The organism is Ruegeria sp. A4, from assembly GCF_056543025.1.
This window is the reverse complement of the sequence record NZ_JBQGAW010000001.1, coordinates 388,207-407,456: the sequence shown is the minus strand read 5'-3', so window position 1 is coordinate 407,456 and position 19,250 is coordinate 388,207. Positions and strand designations below refer to the sequence as shown.

The 19,250-nt window shown below is 57.1% G+C and carries 14 protein-coding genes; 5 read left to right on the top strand and 9 right to left on the bottom strand.

All coding sequences use genetic code 11. The features are described 5' to 3' along the window. Positions 1-49 precede the first annotated feature (49 nt). The 8 genes from ACR0E2_RS01950 to pyrH all read right to left on the bottom strand — a co-directional run bounded on the left by ACR0E2_RS01950 (position 50) and on the right by pyrH (position 10,174). A complete protein-coding gene (locus ACR0E2_RS01950; RefSeq protein WP_480444930.1) occupies positions 50-2,476 on the bottom strand; it encodes a DUF3772 domain-containing protein in 2,427 nt (808 codons plus the stop codon). Then, on the bottom strand, positions 2,476-3,510 hold the full coding sequence (locus ACR0E2_RS01945; RefSeq protein ID WP_171639622.1) for a cysteine synthase A: 1,035 nt from the start codon (positions 3,508-3,510) through the stop codon (positions 2,476-2,478). Before ACR0E2_RS01945 ends, ACR0E2_RS01950 begins: the two co-directional genes overlap by 1 nt. 68 nt (positions 3,511-3,578) lie before the next feature. Continuing rightward, complete coding sequence (locus tag ACR0E2_RS01940; RefSeq protein ID WP_480444928.1) at positions 3,579-4,694, bottom strand: NUDIX domain-containing protein; 1,116 nt, start codon at positions 4,692-4,694, stop codon at positions 3,579-3,581. 27 nt (positions 4,695-4,721) lie between these two features. Beyond that, positions 4,722-5,162 carry a TrgA family protein gene (locus tag ACR0E2_RS01935; protein ID WP_171228617.1) on the bottom strand — a complete coding sequence of 147 codons (441 nt, stop codon included), beginning with the start codon at positions 5,160-5,162 and terminating at the stop codon, positions 4,722-4,724. Between the two features lie 15 nt (positions 5,163-5,177). Beyond that, entirely contained in the window at positions 5,178-6,386 is a 1,209-nt protein-coding gene (locus ACR0E2_RS01930) for a class I SAM-dependent methyltransferase (protein WP_480444926.1), read from the bottom strand. A gap of 69 nt (positions 6,387-6,455) precedes the next feature. After that, the gene (locus ACR0E2_RS01925; protein WP_480444924.1) at positions 6,456-7,880 is read right to left on the bottom strand and encodes a cryptochrome/photolyase family protein; all 1,425 of its coding nucleotides are present in this window, start codon (positions 7,878-7,880) and stop codon (positions 6,456-6,458) included. A gap of 50 nt (positions 7,881-7,930) precedes the next feature. Further along, positions 7,931-9,157, bottom strand: a complete 1,227-nt coding sequence (locus ACR0E2_RS01920) for an aminotransferase class V-fold PLP-dependent enzyme (RefSeq protein ID WP_480444922.1) — start codon at positions 9,155-9,157, stop codon at positions 7,931-7,933. Positions 9,158-9,421: 264 nt separating this feature from the next. Then, positions 9,422-10,174 carry a UMP kinase gene (gene pyrH, locus ACR0E2_RS01915; RefSeq protein WP_152457773.1) on the bottom strand — a complete coding sequence of 251 codons (753 nt, stop codon included), beginning with the start codon at positions 10,172-10,174 and terminating at the stop codon, positions 9,422-9,424. 97 nt (positions 10,175-10,271) lie between these two features. Here pyrH and miaA point away from each other — a divergent pair, with 97 nt between their 5' ends. From miaA to ACR0E2_RS01890, 5 genes are all read left to right on the top strand, one after another. After that, positions 10,272-11,165, top strand: coding sequence for a tRNA (adenosine(37)-N6)-dimethylallyltransferase MiaA (miaA, locus tag ACR0E2_RS01910; RefSeq protein ID WP_480444920.1), 894 nt, complete (start codon positions 10,272-10,274; stop codon positions 11,163-11,165). Between the two features lie 363 nt (positions 11,166-11,528). Beyond that, positions 11,529-13,193 (top strand): ABC transporter substrate-binding protein, encoded by a 1,665-nt coding sequence (locus ACR0E2_RS01905; protein WP_152457771.1) that lies wholly within the window; start codon positions 11,529-11,531, stop codon positions 13,191-13,193. Between the two features lie 136 nt (positions 13,194-13,329). Continuing rightward, entirely contained in the window at positions 13,330-14,376 is a 1,047-nt protein-coding gene (locus ACR0E2_RS01900; protein ID WP_152457770.1) for an ABC transporter permease, read from the top strand. Positions 14,377-14,389: 13 nt separating this feature from the next. After that, on the top strand, positions 14,390-15,853 hold the full coding sequence (locus ACR0E2_RS01895) for an ABC transporter permease (RefSeq protein ID WP_171632930.1): 1,464 nt from the start codon (positions 14,390-14,392) through the stop codon (positions 15,851-15,853). 93 nt (positions 15,854-15,946) lie between these two features. Beyond that, a complete protein-coding gene (locus ACR0E2_RS01890) occupies positions 15,947-18,034 on the top strand; it encodes a dipeptide ABC transporter ATP-binding protein (RefSeq protein WP_152457768.1) in 2,088 nt (695 codons plus the stop codon). A 120-nt stretch (positions 18,035-18,154) separates the two neighbouring features. On the opposite strand, the gene ACR0E2_RS01885 is transcribed toward ACR0E2_RS01890, so the two are convergent. Further along, entirely contained in the window at positions 18,155-19,141 is a 987-nt protein-coding gene (locus tag ACR0E2_RS01885) for an MBL fold metallo-hydrolase (protein WP_480444918.1), read from the bottom strand. Positions 19,142-19,250: the final 109 nt, after the last annotated feature.

Here is a 19,250-nt window from a genome sequence, read left to right as displayed (position 1 = left end):
CACCCACCGACGGGTGATCACAAGTCAACACGTGCTGCGATCTGGCCCCTCAGATCTCATCACCGGCATCCGGGTCCATATCCGCCTCGGTCAAATCCGCCGGAGCCTCTGCAACTTTGCGTGGCTTATCCTGCACAGGTGCGGAAGGCTCCTGCTTGCTCGGGTCAGATGCCCGCAGGGTTTCGGGATTTCGCAGCCAGACATCACGTTGTGCGAACGGGATCTCGATCCCTGCTTCCGAGAATCTACGGTTGATTTCATGGTTCATGTCAGATTTCACCGACAAAACCCAATTCACATCCCGCAGGATCGCCCGTATTTCAAAATCCAAGGAATCTGCTCCAAACCCCTGGAACACAACGCTTGGCGCCGGGTTGGCCAACACCATCGGATGGTTGTTGGCAATTTCGCCCAGAATGGTTTCGACCAGGCGCGTATCAGTTCCGTATGCGACACCCACCGGAACGATCACCCGCCCGATCGTGTTGCCGCGGGTATAGTTCGTTACAACACCGCTGATCAGGTCAGAGTTCGGAACGATGACATCCGTCCTGTCAAAGGTCTCGACCCGGGTCGAACGAACGGAAATGTCCTTAACATATCCCATCATGCCATTCACATCGATCCAATCCCCCTTGGAAATCGGACGCTCGACCAAAAGGATGATGCCAGAAACGAAGTTCGACACGATTGTCTGCAAACCAAAGCCGATGCCAACAGACAACGCGCCAGCGACGATCGCCAGCGATGACAGATCAAAACCGGCCACCATGATTGCCACCAACGCGGCAAGGAATATGCCAACGTATCCCGAACCCGCGACAATCGCGTTTTGGCCACCCGGATCTATGTTGGTTTTCGGCAGAAGCGAATTGCGCAGCCCGCTTTGCAACAGACGCGTCAGCGTATAACCGATTGCAAACACGGCAACAAAGGTCAGAAAGTTGCTGGGCGAAATTGTGACGCCACCGATATCAAAACCAAGCAGCAGGCGCGACCATGCTTCCAGCAGATCGGTTTCCCGCGCACCCCAATAGATCGCCAGAATGGGAAGCGCCAAGATGGCCAATGCAAACCCAACCAGTACGGAAAAAAGCGAATCCCCCGCGGCTTCGCCCTGCCCGGTGACCCAGCCGTAAATCTGACTGATGAACCGTTGCAGGATGACCAAGGCCCCGATCAGCACCAATGTCTTGACGGCAGGAAACACGATTGCTTCGGCCGCATTGGTGTATCCGAAAATAGCCAGCAAGGGAGACATGATCCCCAACAGGAACAAAGCCCGGCGCAGGAACTCGACCAGTTGGCTAAAACCCGCAGAACGGGTTGAGGCAGCTTGATCCGGAGGCCCGTCGGTTGTTCGAATCTGACGTACTCGCAACAACAACAAAGCCGTCGCGACAATGACCGGGAAACTGACTACGGCGCGAGTGGCGTCGGAAATGTTTTCGATCCGTTCGAACAAAAACGCCAATTCGTGCAAAACCAGCATCAGGGCAAGCAGATCGATATACACGCGCAGTTCAGTGATGCGCGCAGCGGACAGACGTTGGAACCCTTGCGACGCGCCGATCACGTATACCTGGCGACCAATCCAGTCATAGAAAAACACGATCGCCGCCCAATACGGAACATTCTGAAGCAAAAGGCTGCCCCGCAGACCCGGAACGCCTGTGAGACTGATCGCCGTGACCACGGCCACCACACCGATCCATGGCAACAGAATTCTCAGAAGTGAGATTACGAACGACCAAACCCCCGTCCCGGCCCCGCCGAGTAACCTCAGGTAGTCGCCTCCAAGTTCAGACCACCGTTTGCCAAATATCAGCAGCACGGCTGAAATGACCAGAAGTATGAAGATTGCGAGCCCACGAGCGCGAATTTGCTCGCGCACGACATCTGAACGCAAATTTGTGATCGTTTCGTTTACCAGGCCTTGAACGGCCTCTTTGACATCCACCCATGCCGGACCCCAATACGCCGGGTTGATCGGCGAAGGGCCCTGTTCAAAGAACTCTTTTTTCTGGCGCGCGCGAAGGATCTGATCAATTTCGCTGATCAGCCCGTTCGCACGGCTATACGCCTCTTCGGATATGATGCGCGGAACACGCAGGCTGTTGAGCTGTTCCTCAAGATGCACGCGAAGATTTGCTATGTCTTCAGGTTCAGTCGTGTCCCCTTCGGGTTTGGGCCCCAACGCTTTTATCTGGCTTTCCAGCGTCGTTATACGGTCGGTATTCGCACCACGAGCTCGATTGAAGTCGTCCCTGTAACCATTTATTTCAGAACGTAAATTCTCCAGCGCAGCGTCAGACGCCCGGTTCGCCTCGATGACGGCTTCGGCCCGGCTCGCGGTTTTGACCCAGCCTTGGTAATACTCACTTTGACGATCCGTCAGCTGTGCAACAGCGCTATTCGAAAACCCGACAAAGCACAGGAATAGCAGGGTCAGAAACAGGCGGACCTGTCCAAGCATCACACGTCCTCGAAAACGCCGGGAATGCTGCGCGGTGCCTCGGTCATCCAATCCGGAACCGGAAGCTCTTTTTCACGCAGGAACTCGGGGTTGAACAGCTTTGATTGATAGCGTGTGCCATAATCGCACAGGATGGTCACAATGGTATGGCCGGGCCCCATTTCCTTGGCCAGGCGCACCGCCCCTGCCATGTTGATCGCGGTCGAGCCGCCCATGACCAGGCCTTCGTCACGCAGAAGATCAAAGATGTAGGGCAGCGCTTCGTTGTCAGTGATCTGATAAGAAAAATCCGGCGTGAACCCCTCAAGGTTTTTGGTGATACGCACCTGCCCGATACCTTCGGCGATTGACCCACCTTCCATCGCGATCTCGCCTGTTGTGTAATACGAATACAGGCCAGCCCCCATAGGATCTGCAAGACCGATCTTGACGCCCTTGGGTTGCAAAACTTCGGCAACGCCTGCCAATGTCCCACCCGACCCGACCGCGCTGACGAACCCGTCAACTTTGCCGTCTGTCTGGTCCCAGATCTCGGGGCCCGTGGTTTCCACATGTGCCTGACGATTCGCCACATTGTCGAACTGGTTGGCCCAGATTGCGCCATTGGGTTCTGTCTGCGCCAATTCCTCGGCCAGACGGCGGGAATAGTGCACGAAATTGTTGGGGTTGCGATACGGGGCCGCGGGTACCTGAACCAACTGTGCGCCCGCCAGACGCAGCATATCCTTCTTTTCTTCCGATTGGGTCTCGGGGATAACGATAACCGTTTTGAACCCCATCGACGCACCGACCAAAGCCAGGCCAATACCGGTGTTGCCGGCGGTGCCTTCCACGATGGTGCCGCCCGGTTTCAGATCCCCGCGTGCGATGGCATCTTTGATGATAAAAAGAGCAGCACGATCCTTTACCGACTGACCCGGGTTCATGAACTCGGCTTTGCCAAGAATCTCGCATCCGGTCTCTTCGCTGATACGGCGCAGCCGGATCAACGGTGTTTTTCCTACTGCGTCAGCAAGATCTCGTGCAATGCGCATGGTCGCCTCTTGTCATTTGGTATCTTCGAAGATTTACAGGCGCACTGCCGGGACCACAAGCGCGATAGTCATGCGCGCAAACGATCCCGATGGCGGGCCAGCCAGTAAGCCAGAGACACCAGCTGCAAATCCTTGAAAAGATGACGGTCTGTCATATCGATGAACTCGTCGAACGGCAGTATCCGACTGCGAATATCTTCGCCTTCTGTGTCCAGGCCACCGGTGATGGTTGTCTGGGTCAAGTTGCCAAGCCCGACATAGAGATACATGAAACCCGTCGACGACCCGCTGGAGGAATACGCCCCGCCCGCATATTCCAGCCTGTCAAATCGAACTCCGGCTTCCTCCATGGCTTCGCGATGTGCCGTCTGTTCCGGCGTTTCGCCGGGGTCGATCATCCCGGCAACCGCTTCCCAAAGCCAGGGCTCTGGATCATCGATCAAAAACACCGGCGGTCTGAACTGCTCGACCAGAAGCACGGTGTCGCGGATCGGGTCATATGGCAGAACGGACACCGCGCTGCCCTGCATCAAACCGCCCCGGTGCAGCACGGGGCCCATGCTGCCGTCATGTTGCCGGTGCTGAAGGTCTATTTCCTCCATCCCGAAATAGTCGACGTAAACGCGTTCATGACGGTGGACGATTACATCTTCGGCTATGTTCCGCGGATCGCCGGTTCGTCGTTGCCTGGCCATGATCTTTGCCCAGGCGCGGGTTTGAATTGCGCGGACGCTGCGCGCCATGGTTTTGGGGTCGACTCTGCCGAAATAAGCCATTTCTTCTTCGGCGGCGAGCGCCGTAACCTCGCCCAATTTGTCTGCCCAGCCCTGCAACGACCACAACTCACCGGGTTGCCACGCGCCCGGGGTCGGGAAAAAGACCTGTGCCTGTGCTTCGCCCCCGTCCTCCAGAATGACATTCAACGATTTCAGCTCATAGTCGAAGGATCCTTCGTAATAAGCCAGTCTGGCCAGATCATCGGATGACAGGCCCTGCACCAGCAGGCCTTCGGCAGCGGCACCCTTGGCGGGCAGGATCATCGGGAAATCCTGCCCCTGGACCGCGTGAACCGCGTGATCGCACAGCTTGGCAGCGTGAAACGTTATTTCACTCAGCGGACGACCCAGGACACGCTGCAACAGCGGCAGATACCGCAACGTTCCATAGAAGAACAAATCAGACAAATTTAATCTCTCTTGTGACGAAACGGTTCAGCGCCATTTGCGGCTGGCCTGTTCCGTGGCCAGACCGGCGACAACGGCGCCAATTGCGAGTGCAACCAGAATTTCGGGATAGATCAGCTGCTTGCCATAATCGATACCAATCGAAAAAATGGCCATCACAGCTTCGAACGGGCCGCCATATCGATTGCGCATCGCAAGGTCGAACATGCGGTAGCACCCCTGCACAAACAGCGCCCAGAAAACCAGCGAAGCAACGCCGGTCAGGCCGTTATTAATTCCCGCTGTCCAACCACGCCCAGCGCGCTTGCCCATGATTTTCCAACCACAGATCGCACCAAGAGCCATATTCACATAGGTGAAGTAACCATAGTCCTTACCCTCTTCGCCGTTTTCGATAACCATGCTTGAAACAAGAAAGGCCAGCACGACGAGACAAACAGCGGCGACGAGACGCGAGGCAGTGGGCATGTGACGGTCCGTGAGTTAACTTGGTTTTGCTATTGTGATCTGTGTCACATCGCAATTGCCCGTGTCAAAGGCCGCACCGCACGCAGTCAAATAATAATTCCACATGCGGCGGAAACGCTCATCGAACCCCATGTCCGAGATCTGATCCCATTTGTCGTTGAACGTTTCATACCAACGGCGCAGAGTCAGATCATAGCTTCTCCCGAATTCCTTCGAACGCACGACTTTCAACCCGGCCTGATCGATCTGCTGACGCAGGATGGTCGGCGACGGTAGCATCCCGCCGGGAAAGATATATTTCTGAATGAAATCAACGCCGTTCTTGTAAAAATCCCAGCGATGATCACCCACCGTGATGATTTGCAAGGTTGCCTGGGCACCGGGCTTCAACCGCTCACGAACGGTTTCGAAATAGACCGGCCAGTATTTCTGACCCACGGCCTCGAACATTTCGATGGATGCGATGCCGTCATAGACCCCGCGTTCATCCCGATAGTCTTGCAGCTTGAATTCAACCCGATCTGATAAACCTGCTTTTTCAATACGTTCCTTGGCGTACTTGAATTGCTCCTCACTGATGGTCAGGCCGGTGACACGCAAACCTCGTTCCTTTGCGGCATATTCCGCGAAGCCGCCCCAGCCACATCCGATCTCCAGCACATGATCACCCGGTTTGGCACCCATCTCATCCACAAGGCTTGCGTATTTGGCGATCTGGGCCTTCTCGAGGCTTTCCTGCCCAGACTCAAAAATCGCGCTGGAATAGGTCATCGTGTCATCCAGCCAAGAACTGTAAAATTCGTTACCCAGATCGTAGTGATACGAGATGTTCTTTTTGGCTTGGGCCCTGTTGTTTCTGTGCAGCCAGAACCGCAGCCGTTCGTATGCCTGAACCAGAAACTGGCCCGTAAACCCGTCATAAACGGTCTCGGTTCCAAGATGCACAAGATCCATGAAAGATCGCAGATCGGGTGTACTCCAATGTCCGTCCAGATACGCATCGGAGAAACCCAGTTCTCCCTCGCGGATCAGGCGCGCAAAGACATCGTCGTCGTGAATATCGACCTGCGCCACCGGCCCGGCCTTTGCGCCTTCTGCGCGAAACGTGCGACCGTCGGGTAGTCTGATATCAAGACGCCCGGTTTCCATCCGGTTCAACATTTTAAAGACTTGGGCGAAATATCTGGGCAGGTCTTTTTGCCCTTCGGTCGTCGTCAGGATCATCCGCTCTCCCCTCTGCGGTACGCGTACAAAGCTAGGCGGCGAAATTGTTTCTGGCAAGTTTTCAGTTCCTTAGTGGGATTTTCGGCTTTCATATGCGCGCAACGCGCGAGTCCGCCCTTCGGGCAATTCGACTATCGGTTTGGGGTAATCCGCATCCGGACGCAGCCCCCATGAACGCGGGACGGCATCAAAATACGACAGGGCGGTTTTGGTGGGTTCGGAATAACCTTCGGCAATCCAACGATGCGTATAATTCCCATCGGGATCGAATTTCTCGGCTTGCGTCTGGGGATTGAAAATCCGGAAAAACGGGGATGCATCGGGCCCAGATCCAGCAACCCACTGCCAGCCCATGGCATTGCAGGCCGGATCCCAGTCGATCAGGCAATCCTCAAACCAATTCATCCCTATTTTCCAGTGGGTCATAAGATGCTTGGTCAGATAGCTTGCGACAATCATCCGCGCACGGTTGTGCATTCGACCCGTCACATACATTTGCCGCAGCCCGGCATCGACAACAGGTATTCCAGTTCTGGCCTGCCGCCACGCAGCAACCTCGAGATGGTCCGGATCAGTATTCCAGGGAAAACTGTCCCATTCCGGCTTCCAGTTGGAAGCCACCAGTTGGGGCGTGTGATACATCAGGTGATAGGCAAACTCGCGCCAGACGAGTTGACGTAGATAGGCATCGGCACCGGGTGTTCCAGTCAGCGCGGCCCTTTGGACCATATGCCAAACTGTACGCGGCCCGATTTCACCCAAAGACAGGTATTCCGACAGGTTGGACGTCCCGTCCTGATCCAACCTGTCCCGGTTGCTGGAATAGTGGGAAAGTCGCCCAAGAAACGCCTCGAGCTGATCCAGAGCTGCCTGTTCGCCGGGTTTTACATGAGGGCGAACGACGGCCGCGCCCCTGTTCATGGCATCCCCCATCTGCCAATCGCTCAATTTGTCAGAAGCGGGCCACGACACCGGGGCCTGCAAATCGGCAACCCGCGCGTCGGGAAATTGTACATCCCGCCCCTGAACCGCACGCCACATGGGCGTGAAAACCCTGAATGGATGCCCCGACTTGGTGGCGACAGTCCAGGGTTCGAAAAGAAGATGCCCGGCAAATGACTTTGCCCTCACTCCTTCTTTTGTAAGCGCAGACTTGATCCTCTTGTCGCGTTCGATTGAGGCCGGATCGTAAGCGCGAGACCAGAAGACGGAGGTTGCGCCGGTCTCGGCCATGACCTGCTGCACCTGTTCAAGTGCTTCGCCGCGTCGGAAAATCAGTCGGCTGCCCATATTGGCCAGTGACGCTGTGAAAGCCTCCAACCCCAAACCCAACCGCCACTTCGGCGCGGCCCCCATCTGTTCGACGAGGTGGTCATGAATAAACAAAGGAATGACCGGACGGCCACTTTCGGCCGCTGCAGTCAACGCGGGGTGGTCCGACAGACGCAAGTCCCGTCGAAACCACAAAATGATCGGAGCCTGCTGTTGCTTCACAATACGCCCTTGAGGTTTTTTGATTTCTACGCACCCTCAAGAGTAGTGGATCACAAAACGCGCTCAAGAGCCTCTAAAAGCTGATCAATTTCCTGCTTTGTGGTGTAGTGGGTGAAGCTGACCCTCAAAACACCCTGCGCCGGGTCGACGCCCATCGCCTGCAAGGGGCGCACCGCATAGAAGTCTCCGCCACCCGCCATGACACCGTATTGCGCCAGTTCCGCCGCAACCGGTTCAGCCGGACGGTTCAACGAAAGCGCGACGGTGGGCGCGCGCCGACTGGCGTCGGAAGGACCGATCAGGCGCACAGCGTTTCGATCCTTTACCGCATCCAGAACCGGTTGCAGCAACGACTCTTCGTGTGATCGCATCAGATCGTGGACAAATACGCCCCGCTCTGCCGCGCCCGTCTCGGGCCCGCCATGGTGGGCGCAAAGCAGCTCAACATAATCCGCCATACCTGCACTGGCCGCAATCTGCGCGTGATCGGGGCCAGCCGGGGTGAACCGCTTGTACAGGACGTTGCCGTTGAAATAATGGGCCTGGTTGGGCAACAGCTCACCCAATGTGCGGCGGATGACCATGCACCCCTGATGCGGGCCATAGGTCTTGTACGCAGAAAACAAATAGATATCCGGCCCCAGATCGCCAACATTCGGAAATCCGTGCGGGGCGTAGGATACGCCATCGACGCAGACAAACGCACCCGCTGCATGCGCAATGGCAGTGATCTCGGTGACCGGATTGATCTCGCCAACGACATTTGAGCAATGCGGAAAACAGACCAGACGCACTTTTTCGTCCAGCATGTTTTCCAGATCCTGAGGGTTCAGCGACCCGGTTTCGGGGTCGATCTGCCATTCCCTCACCTCTATCCCGGCCTCGACCAGACGACGCCATGGGCCAGAGTTGGATTCGTGATCCTGATTGGTCACGACGATCGCCTCGCCGGGCTTCATCCATTGCCGGAACGCCTGCGCCAGGACATAGGTGTTCTGGGTGGTTGAAGGACCAAAACTCAGCTCATCCGTGTCGACGCCCAGAATGGCAGCCATGCGCGCACGCGCCTCGTCCATTTCGGCGCCCGCAAGGCGGCTGGCCTCGTATGGGGCGTAAGGCTGAACCTTGCGCTGCGTGTAGAACCGCGTCAGCCGGTCGATCACTGGTTTGCAGGTGTAAGACCCACCTGCATTTTCGAAGAACGCCTGCCCTTGCAGGCTGGGTTCTGAAAAGGCCGGGAACTGCGCCCGAACGAAATCGATATCCAGAGAGCTCATGCCTCATTGCTCCTTAGTTGTGCAGTCAGATCAATGAGATGCCCGCACATGTTTCCGGACACCTCAGAAATCATGGCAGGTCTTCCAGCCCAGCCTGTGCTTGGGCCTTTGGCCGACGAAACACGGGGCAGCCCTTCGTCTTGGAAGGACAACGATACTTAGACAGGGCCGCCCACAACCGTCAAGCGAAAGCAAAACGCAAAAGCCCCGGCTCAACGCTGGGGCTTTGAGAGCTTGCGGAATCGTCGGGCGCCTCCTCTGGCTTCAACCCTGAACCTTGGTATAGGTCCCCTCGCCCGCGAGAATTCCTCGGAAGCCGCCGGGCTCATCAAGCCCGAAGACGATCAGGGGCAGATTGTTGTCGCGTGCCAAGGCAATGGCCGAAGCATCCATGACCCGCAACCGTTTGGCCAGCACGTCATCATAGGTCACGGTATCATAGCGTACGGCGTCAGCATGTTCCGCAGGGTCTTTGTCATACACGCCATCCACTCCGTTTTTGCCCATGAAGATCGCCTCGCACGCCATTTCGTTCGCGCGCAGGGTGGCTGCGGTGTCTGTCGTGAAATACGGGTTGCCAGTACCGGCGGCGAAAATACAGACCCTCTTCTTCTCGAGGTGCCGAACAGCCCGGCGGCGGATATAGGGTTCGCACACCTCGTCCATGCGAATGGCCGAGATCACGCGGGTGAACACTCCGATCTCTTCCAGTGCGGATTGCATCCCCAGCGCGTTCATCACCGTGGCCAACATACCCATATAATCCGCCGTTGTCCGCTCCATGCCTTGGGCTGAACCGCTCAGGCCGCGAAAAATGTTTCCGCCACCGATGACCATGCAAATCTCAACGCCCAGATCGTGAACCGATTTCACTTCTTGCGCGATGCGTTGAACGGTTGGCGGGTGCAAGCCGAATCCCTGATCCCCCATCAATGCTTCGCCTGAGATTTTCAACATGACCCGATTGTACTTTGTTTTCGGGGTCTCGGCTGTTTCAGAAGAAGGGGAAAGGCTCATGTTGCGCTCCGGGCTGGCACGGGGTTAATTTCCGGCGCAAAATGAAGCAAAAGCTCCGCAGGTTCAATGCGGTTGGTGAGGATGGAGGCAACCGCGCATGACCCGGCGATCAACAGACCTGCTTTTTCGGCAACTGCCGCCTGTTCCGGACGACAAGCCGGTTCTGATCGCGGGGCCTACGGCATCCGGGAAATCAGCGCTGGCGCTGGAGATCGCCGAACGGCATGGCGGGGTTATCGTCAATGCGGATGCAAGCCAGGTTTATGACTGCTGGCGCGTCATCTCGGCCCGGCCATCCGCCCAGGAAGAAGCCCGCGCGCCGCATCTGTTGTACGGGCACGTCGCCTATGATCAGGATTATTCCACCGGCCATTGGCTGCGCGAGGTCCTGCCCCTGCTAACGGGGCACCAGCGCCCGATCATCGTCGGTGGGACGGGATTGTATTTCTCGGCCCTGACCGAAGGCATGGCCCAAATTCCTGCGACGCCACCCGAAGTTCGGGCCGAGGCCGATCAGATGCCCATGGCAGACCTTTTGGAGGGGGTCGATGCAGACACGCTTGCAAAGCTGGACATACACAACCGCGCCCGCGTGCAACGCGCATGGGAGGTGCAGCGCGCCACAGGTCGCAGCCTGTTGTCCTGGCAAGCCGAAACGCCCCCACCGGCACTTCGGTTGAACGAGACCCTACCAATCGTTTTTGACGTTGATAAAGCATGGCTGCTGAACAGGATAGAACGCCGCTTTGACCAGATGCTGGAACAGGGCGCGATCGAAGAAGTGCGCGCCATGCAGGACCGGTTCGATCCCACCCTTCCGGCCTGCAAGGCCATAGGCGTGCCGGAACTCAGGGCATATCTGGACGGCACGATGACTTTGGATCAGGCGCGAGAGCGCGCAACCATTGCGACGCGGCAATTCGCCAAGCGTCAGCGTACCTGGTTTCGCGCCCGAATGAAGGCCTGGAATCACGTCGATCCCTCTTGTTAGTACCCGTTAGTACCCGGCTCTTTTGACTTAGCAAAAGCAAGGCGCCGCCAAGTCTCAAAGCTTAAGAGAACTTAATGATTTGCTGCGATTTCCCTTAACAAACTAAGAAAACAATGGGGAAACCGGCATCGCTTTGGGCTGCCAGAAGAAATGCTTCTCCACGACTTCAACTGATCGCGAATGTCGTTTTTGTACTACTTATGACGATTTCGAACATTGACCTTATCTGAAATCTGGTGCCGAATAACGACATGGGGATGAACAGAGTCCAAAAAACAAAATCCTTCACTCTGGCGACCGAAAGAAACCGGGTCGCGTAGAGCCATAATCAATCAACAAAATCAGTGTCACAGGGAGACATCCATGACGAATACCGTATCCACCGAAGACAAGGTGCACTGGGCGGCAGCGATGCACGCTCAGGAATACCGCGACGGCAAGCTAAGCCGAAGGGAATTCATGACACGCGCAACCAGTCTTGGGGTTACTGCCGCAGCGGCCTATGGCATGATCGGATTGCCGACACCTGCTTTGGCCGAAACAGCAAAGCAGGAAGGCGGCACGCTGCGTGTGCAGCAAGAAGTCCGCGCCCTCAAAGATCCCAGAACCTATGACTGGTCGCAGATCGCAAACGTGACGCGCGGCACGCTGGAATATCTGGTCGAGTACAACTCGGACGGATCGTTCCGTGGCATGCTGCTGGAAAGCTGGGAAGTCAACGACGACGCGACCGTTTACACTCTGAATGTCCGTCCGGGCGTCAAGTGGAACAATGGCGACGATTTCACGGCTGACGACGTTGCCCGCAACATCGCGCGCTGGTGTGACAAGAGCTCGGAAACCAACTCGATGGCGGGCCGCTTTGCAACCCTGATTGACGCGGATACCGGTCAGGCCGGTGAGGGTGTCATCGAAGTCGTCGACGCAACCACGGTCAAACTGAACCTGCCTAAGCCGGATATCACCCTTATTCCGGGCATGGCCGACTATCCCGGCGCGATTGTTCACAGCTCGTTCAGCGAGACTGACCTGCTGAACAATGTGGGAACCGGCCCATATCTGATGGACGAACTTGAGGTTGGCGTTAAAGCCGTTCTCGTTCGCAACCCGGATCACACCTGGTGGGGCGAAGAAGTGTATGGCCGCCCTGCCCTGGACCGTATCGAGTACATCGACTACGGAACCGATCCTTCTGCCTGGTTGGCAGCGCTGGAATCCGACGAAGTCGACATGCTGTATGAATCGGTGGGTGAATTCATCGACGTGATGGACGGGCTTGGCTATGTGAAGTCAGAAGTGGTAACCGCCGCGACCATCGTTATTCGTCCCAACCAACTGGCCGAGATCGACGGGCAAAAGCCTTATGCGGACAAACGTGTCCGGCAGGCCCTTCAGATGGCCGTAGACAATTCAGTATGTCTGGAACTGGGCTACGGCGGTCGCGGAGCGCCGGCGGAGAACCATCACGTGGCGCCGCTGCATCCAGAATATGCCGAGCTTCCGCCGCAAAAGGTTGATCCCGCAGCAGCCAAGGCGTTGATGGACGAAGCCGGTTTCGGAGATTTCGAGCACGAGATCATCTCGATCGACGATGACTGGCGTCGCAACACCACAGATGCCGTTGCCGCGCAGCTGCGCGATGCCGGGATCAAGGTCAAGCGGACCGTTCTGCCGGGCAATACCTTCTGGAACGACTGGGCCAAGTACCCGTTCAGCTCGACCAACTGGAACCCGCGTCCGTTGGGTGTTCAGATTTGGGCGCTTGCTTATCGTACGGGCGAAGCCTGGAACGAGTTCGGCTATGCGAGCCCCGAGTTTGACGCCATTCTGGAAGAGGCGCTGGCCATTGCCGACGCGGACAAGCGTCGTGAAGTCATGGCGCGTGGCGAAGCACTGCTTCAGGAGGATGGGGTTACTATTCAGCCCTATTGGCGCTCGCTCTATCGCCACATGAAAGAGGGGCTTGTTGGAACCGACATGCATGTGACCTTCGAACACCATCACTACAAGTGGGGCTGGGCTGCCTAAGCACTGCAATCCACACACGAGGGGCGCCTGACACGGGCGCCCCTTTCCAGCCGCAGACTTGCCGACGCGGGGTCGGACGTCCGAGGCCAGAAAATGGTCCAATGATCTGCGGAATACCTGAACAACAGGGGCCACCATGGGACTATTTATCCTACGACGGTTCGGAGTGATGCTGCTTACGGCATTATGTCTGACATTCGTCGTCTTTTTCCTGACCAACCTATACCCGAACCTTGAAAAGCTGGCGAAAACGCAGGGCAACCAGCGTATGTCGGATGAGCAGGTCGAAGCCTGGTTGGAAAACCGCGGCTACTTGCAGCCGACACTCGTTAAATACGGCCAATGGTTGGGCGTGATGCCCGGGTTCCAGAATACCCTGGAAGATGGCCAGTTCGTGGGAACCTGCACAAGACCCGGTTCGACGGCAGAGGATACGGCAAGATATTGTGGTGTTCTTCAGGGCGATTGGGGATACTCAACCGTTTTCAAGGAAGAAGTCGGAACCATCGTTGGCAAGCGTTTGGGCAATACAGGTTACCTGATGTTTTGGGTTTTGGTCCTGATGGTGCCATCTGCACTGATCGTTGGTGTACTGGCCGGGATGCGAGAGGGATCAGCCCTGGATCGATCATTGTCGACCTTCTCAATCATCACGACAGCGACGCCGGAATACGTATCGGGCGTTATCTTCATCGCGATTTTCACCTCGTCCACCGTGGGGCTGAAATGGTTCAAGGGAACCGCGACGCAAGCGATGGAGAACCCGACATTCGAAAACTTCTTCCTGCCGGTTCTCACCATTGCGCTGTACGGTATGGGCTATATCGCCCGGATGACCCGCGCTTCGATGACCGAAGTGATGACGGCGCAATACATTCGGACAGCACGGCTGAAGGGTGTCTCGTTCCCGAACATCGTCATGAAACACGCCTTGCGCAACGCGTTGATCGCGCCGTTCACGGTTATCATGCTGCAGTTCCCATGGCTGCTGAACGGCGTGGTGATTGTTGAAACCCTGTTCAACTACAAGGGTTTCGGCTGGGCGCTGGTTCAGGCCGCTGGCAACAACGACATCCAGCTTCTGCTGGCGATCTCGGTCGTGTCGGTCTTCGTGGTTCTGATAACGCAGCTGATCTCGGATATCGGCTACGTTTACCTCAACCCGCGCATTCGCATTTCATAAGGAGGGTGAGATTATGGAACCACTAACCTGGACCGGCTCTATCGCCTTCCTGAACCCGCTTCTGATGATCGCACTGGCTGCACTTTTCCTGTCTATCCTGGTCTGGATCATCGCCAGTATCTTTTTGCCTGAACAGCAGATTGTCGTGAATCCGGATGGATCCGTCAGTTCTGGCGGCGGTGTCCGTGGATTGATCCAGCTTGTGCTGCATTACAGTTTCCTTGCCAGCGTGGGATTGGCCGTGGCTTATCTGGTGCTGGGCATCCTGATGGGCACTGGCGCAGGGATCATCGGCGCTATTTCCCAGCAATTCCTGCCTGTATGGGTCGCGCTGATCATCATGTTCGCCATGTCCATCGCCTTCAAACGACGGTTGGGGTTGTACGGCAAACTGTATGACAGTCCCATCGGAATGATCGGCTTTGGCCTTGTGATGTTCTGGGTCTTTACCGGCATCTTCGGCGCGCTTGATCTGATCGTGACCCATGACCCGCTGACACAGATCTCTGGCATGAAGAACAAAGTGCCGGGAACGCCTCTGCCAAATCTGGAGGACGGCGAGTATGCCTGGTATCTTCTGGGCGGTGACAATCTGGCGCGTGACGTATTCAGCCGGATGGTCAAGGGGGCCTGGGTTGTGGTGCAGATTGCACCGCTGGCAACGATGTTCGCCTTTATGGTCGGCATTACGCTGGGGCTTCCCGCCGGCTACTATGGGGGACGTTTTGATACGTTCCTGTCCTTCCTCGCCAACCTGATCCTCGCCTTCCCCGTGATCCTGCTGTTCTACCTGCTGGTGACGCCGGAAATCGTGGCGACCGGGGTGCCGAACTACATGGCGGCCGTGTTGTTCGTGTTCCCGATCCTGTTCATCGGCGTATTGCTGAATTCACGCTATTACACGCGCCCGAATTTCCGTACGCCGTTGCTGATCGGTGTTCTGGGTGTTGCGATCTGGCTCTATCTGTCGCTGATTTCGACCGGTGGCTACATCATCAATACCGACGCCTACCGGATCTGGGGCCTGCCGACCTATCTGGACCTGTTCGATATCCCCGGCGGTATTCTGGTGGTGTTCGTCTCGGTGGTCTTCGTCAACTCGCCCACGGTCTTCCGTATCGTGCGCGGCCTGGCGCTGGACATCAAAACCCGCGATTACGTGGCTGCGGCCCAGACACGCGGCGAAGGGCCGTGGTACATCATGCTTTGGGAAATCCTGCCCAACGCCCGTGGCCCTCTGATCGTCGATTTCTGTCTGCGCATCGGTTACACCACCATTCTTCTGGGGACTTTGGGCTTCTTCGGACTGGGCCTTCCACCGGAAAGCCCGGACTGGGGATCCACGATCAACGAGGGGCGCAAGCTGCTGTCGATCTACCTGCACCCTGCCCTTCCTCCTGCCTTTGCCCTGCTGTCGCTGGTTCTTGGTCTGAACCTGCTGGCTGACGGCCTTCGCGAGGAAAGCCTGAAGGACTGATGTGATCGAGGCCGGGGGGCCAGCCCCCCGGACCCCCCGGGATATTTTTGGCCAGATGAAGGGGATCCCCGCATTTGGTGAGGAGTAAGCAAAATGAGCAAAATGGCGGATTATGACGGCCCGATCCTGGAGATCGACAAGCTGTCCATCTCATTCTTTACCCGCCTGCGGGAAATCCCCGCCGTGATGGATTTCTCGGTCAGCGTAGAGCCCGGCGAAGCCGTGGGGCTGGTTGGTGAATCCGGTTGTGGCAAATCGACCGTGGCACTGGGCGTGATGCAGGATCTTGGCAAGAACGGTCGCATCGTCGGAGGCACGATAAAGTTCAAGGGCCGCGATCTGGCAGAGATGTCGGCCGAAGAGTTGCGCGACATTCGCGGCAATGAAATCGCGATGATCTATCAGGAGCCGATGGCATCGCTGAATCCGGCGATGAAGATCGGCAAACAATTGATGGAAGTGCCGATGATCCACGAGGGGGTAAGTCAGGAAGAGGCTTATTCCCGCGCGCTGGAAGTGGTGACGGATGTTCGCCTGCCAGACCCCGAGCGGATGTTGAATTCGTTTCCGCACCAACTGTCGGGTGGTCAGCAGCAGCGGATCGTGATTGCGATGGCGCTGATGTCGAAACCGGCGTTGTTGATCCTGGACGAGCCGACAACAGCTTTGGACGTGACCGTCGAGGCCGCCGTGGTCGAACTGGTCAAGGATCTGGGCAAGAAATACGGCACCTCGATGTTGTTCATCTCGCACAATCTCGGGCTGGTTCTGGAAACCTGCGACCGTCTTTGCGTCATGTATTCGGGTGAAGCGGTCGAGCGTGGCTCGATCAAGGATGTGTTCGACGAGATGCAGCACCCTTATACACAGGCGCTGTTCCGTTCGATCCCGCTGCCGGGGGCTGACAAGAACACGCGTCCGCTGGTGGCTATTCCGGGGAACTTCCCATTGCCCCACGAGCGGCCTCCGGGTTGCAACTTCGGACCGCGCTGCGACTATTTCGAAGAGGGGCGCTGTGACGCGAAGGAAATCCTGATGGAGGCCGTTCCCGGAAATGACCGGCACCACACCCGCTGCCTTAAATTCCAGGAAATCGACTGGAACGCCCCACTTGCGCTGGCCGATCAGAAAGAAAAGGGTGAGATTGGCCGAACGGTTCTGAAAATGGACAACCTCAAGAAATATTACGAGGTTGCGGCAAATGCCTTGTTTGGCGGCGGTGAGAAGAAGGTGGTGAAAGCCAACGAAACGCTCAGCTTCGAGGCGCACGAATCCGAGACACTGGCCATCGTGGGGGAATCCGGCTGCGGCAAGTCCACCTTCGCCAAGGTCCTTATGGGGTTGGAGACGGCCACAGACGGGCAGATCCTGCTGGACAACCGCAACATCGAACAGGTGCCCATCGAAGAACGCGATGCCAAGACGATCGGCGAAGTTCAGATGGTTTTCCAGAACCCGTTCGACACGCTGAATCCGTCGATGACCGTTGGCCGTCAGATCATCCGGGCGCTTGAAATCTTCGGTGTCGGAAACTCTGAAGCCGAGCGCAAGAAGCGGATGCTGGAACTGCTTGATCTGGTGAAGCTGCCGCGCGCCTTTGCGGACAGGATGCCGCGACAGCTGTCCGGTGGGCAGAAACAGCGCGTGGGTATCGCGCGCGCCTTTGCCGGCGATGCGCGTATCGTTGTGGCGGACGAACCCGTCTCGGCGCTGGATGTGTCGGTTCAGGCTGCCGTGACGGATCTGTTGATGGAGATCCAGCGACAGCACAAGACCACGTTGCTTTTCATCAGCCACGATCTGTCCATCGTGCGTTACCTCAGCGACCGGGTCATGGTGATGTATCTGGGCCATGTTGTGGAGTTGGGCACCACGGATCAGGTCTTTGCCCCGCCCTATCACCCCTATACCGAGGCGCTGCTGAGCGCGGTTCCGATTGCCGATACCTCGATCGAAAAGCAGCATATCGTTCTGGAAGGCGATATTCCATCGGCCATGAACCCGCCACCAGGCTGTCCGTTCCAGACGCGTTGCCGATGGAAATCCGAGGTGCCTGACGGTCGGTGCGAATCCCACGTGCCGCCGGTGCAGACGCTGGCGGATGGGCACCAGATCAAATGCCACCTGGCCGAAGATATACTGGCCCGGATGGAGCCGGTGATCAAAGTCGCGGCGGAGTAAACCCGTTTCTGAACCTTGAAAAAGGGCCGGTCAGGGACCGGCCCTTTCTTTTGGCGCCGTGGTTTCTTGGGGAGACAGGCGGCGCTTGGGAGTGGCGTGAGTGGCGACCCCGGTAATTCGTCAGCCGGTCATGACATTGTTGCCGAAATGTATGAATTCCTGGTTCATTCCCGCAATGTCACCGGCTTCAAGCTGAAGGCTGGCACTGTCGAGCATCTTGTAACTCTGCTGCCCCTTCACCCAGTCGTCGGCAGATTGCAGAGTGGTCAGCGTGTAGGATGTGACCTCGTTAAGGTAATGTGTGGGGATGATCACCTTGGGCTTGAGCTTAGATACGATGTCGTTGCCCTGATCGAAGCTGAGGATATGTTCCGAGCCATCAACCGGCAGCGTCAGAACGTCCACCCGTCCGATCGCGTCCCAGAACTCCTGTGGCGGGTTGTGGCGGTTGTCGCCCCAGATCAGCGTTCGTATGCCGCCGGTCTCGACCAGATAGACGACCATATCCATGTGGCCCACGTTGTTCGGCGGGCAGGCTTCCACACCGAACTCGGCCAGCGCATTGGTCCAGTCATACCATCCCGGCGCGACGCAGGCGTGTTTGTCGGCAAAACCGGTGATCTTGATGTCTGCAAACTCGAAATTGCCTACCATGCGATCCAGCACCATGGTCGAACTTGGGCGATCAATCGCATCGTGATCAAAATGGGCATGGGTCGACAGGGTGATATCCACCGGGATTTGCGGGAATTCGTTGCGGAACCAAAGCCCCCATGCGCCCGACGGATCGTCGCGCCAGGGATCAAACAGCACTGTTGCGCCATTGGGCGAGGTGATCTTGATCGCACAATGACCATAATAGTCGATGCCAACTGGCCCGGTGCTGGCCTGACCCGTTGCGCCTTGCAGATCGATCACGTGGTTGTTGTTGCCCGGCTGTAGCCACGCCTGAGACTGCGCCTGAACCGGTCCTGCGCCCAGTACGGAAGCAGTCGCGCCGACACCGGCAGCCCCCGCCGCCATAAAGAACGACCGGCGAGACAGCCCCGGCGCCAGATGATCCTTGTCGCCGTTCAGGATGGTTGGTTCCAGATCTTTGCGATCCATTTTTGTGTACCTCTCTGTTGGACATGTGCAGGTTTTCCGCACGTCCCAACCAAAGGTAACAAGCCAGGGCATATTGGCTCAGACCGAAAAAATGGGGGCGGAATATGGG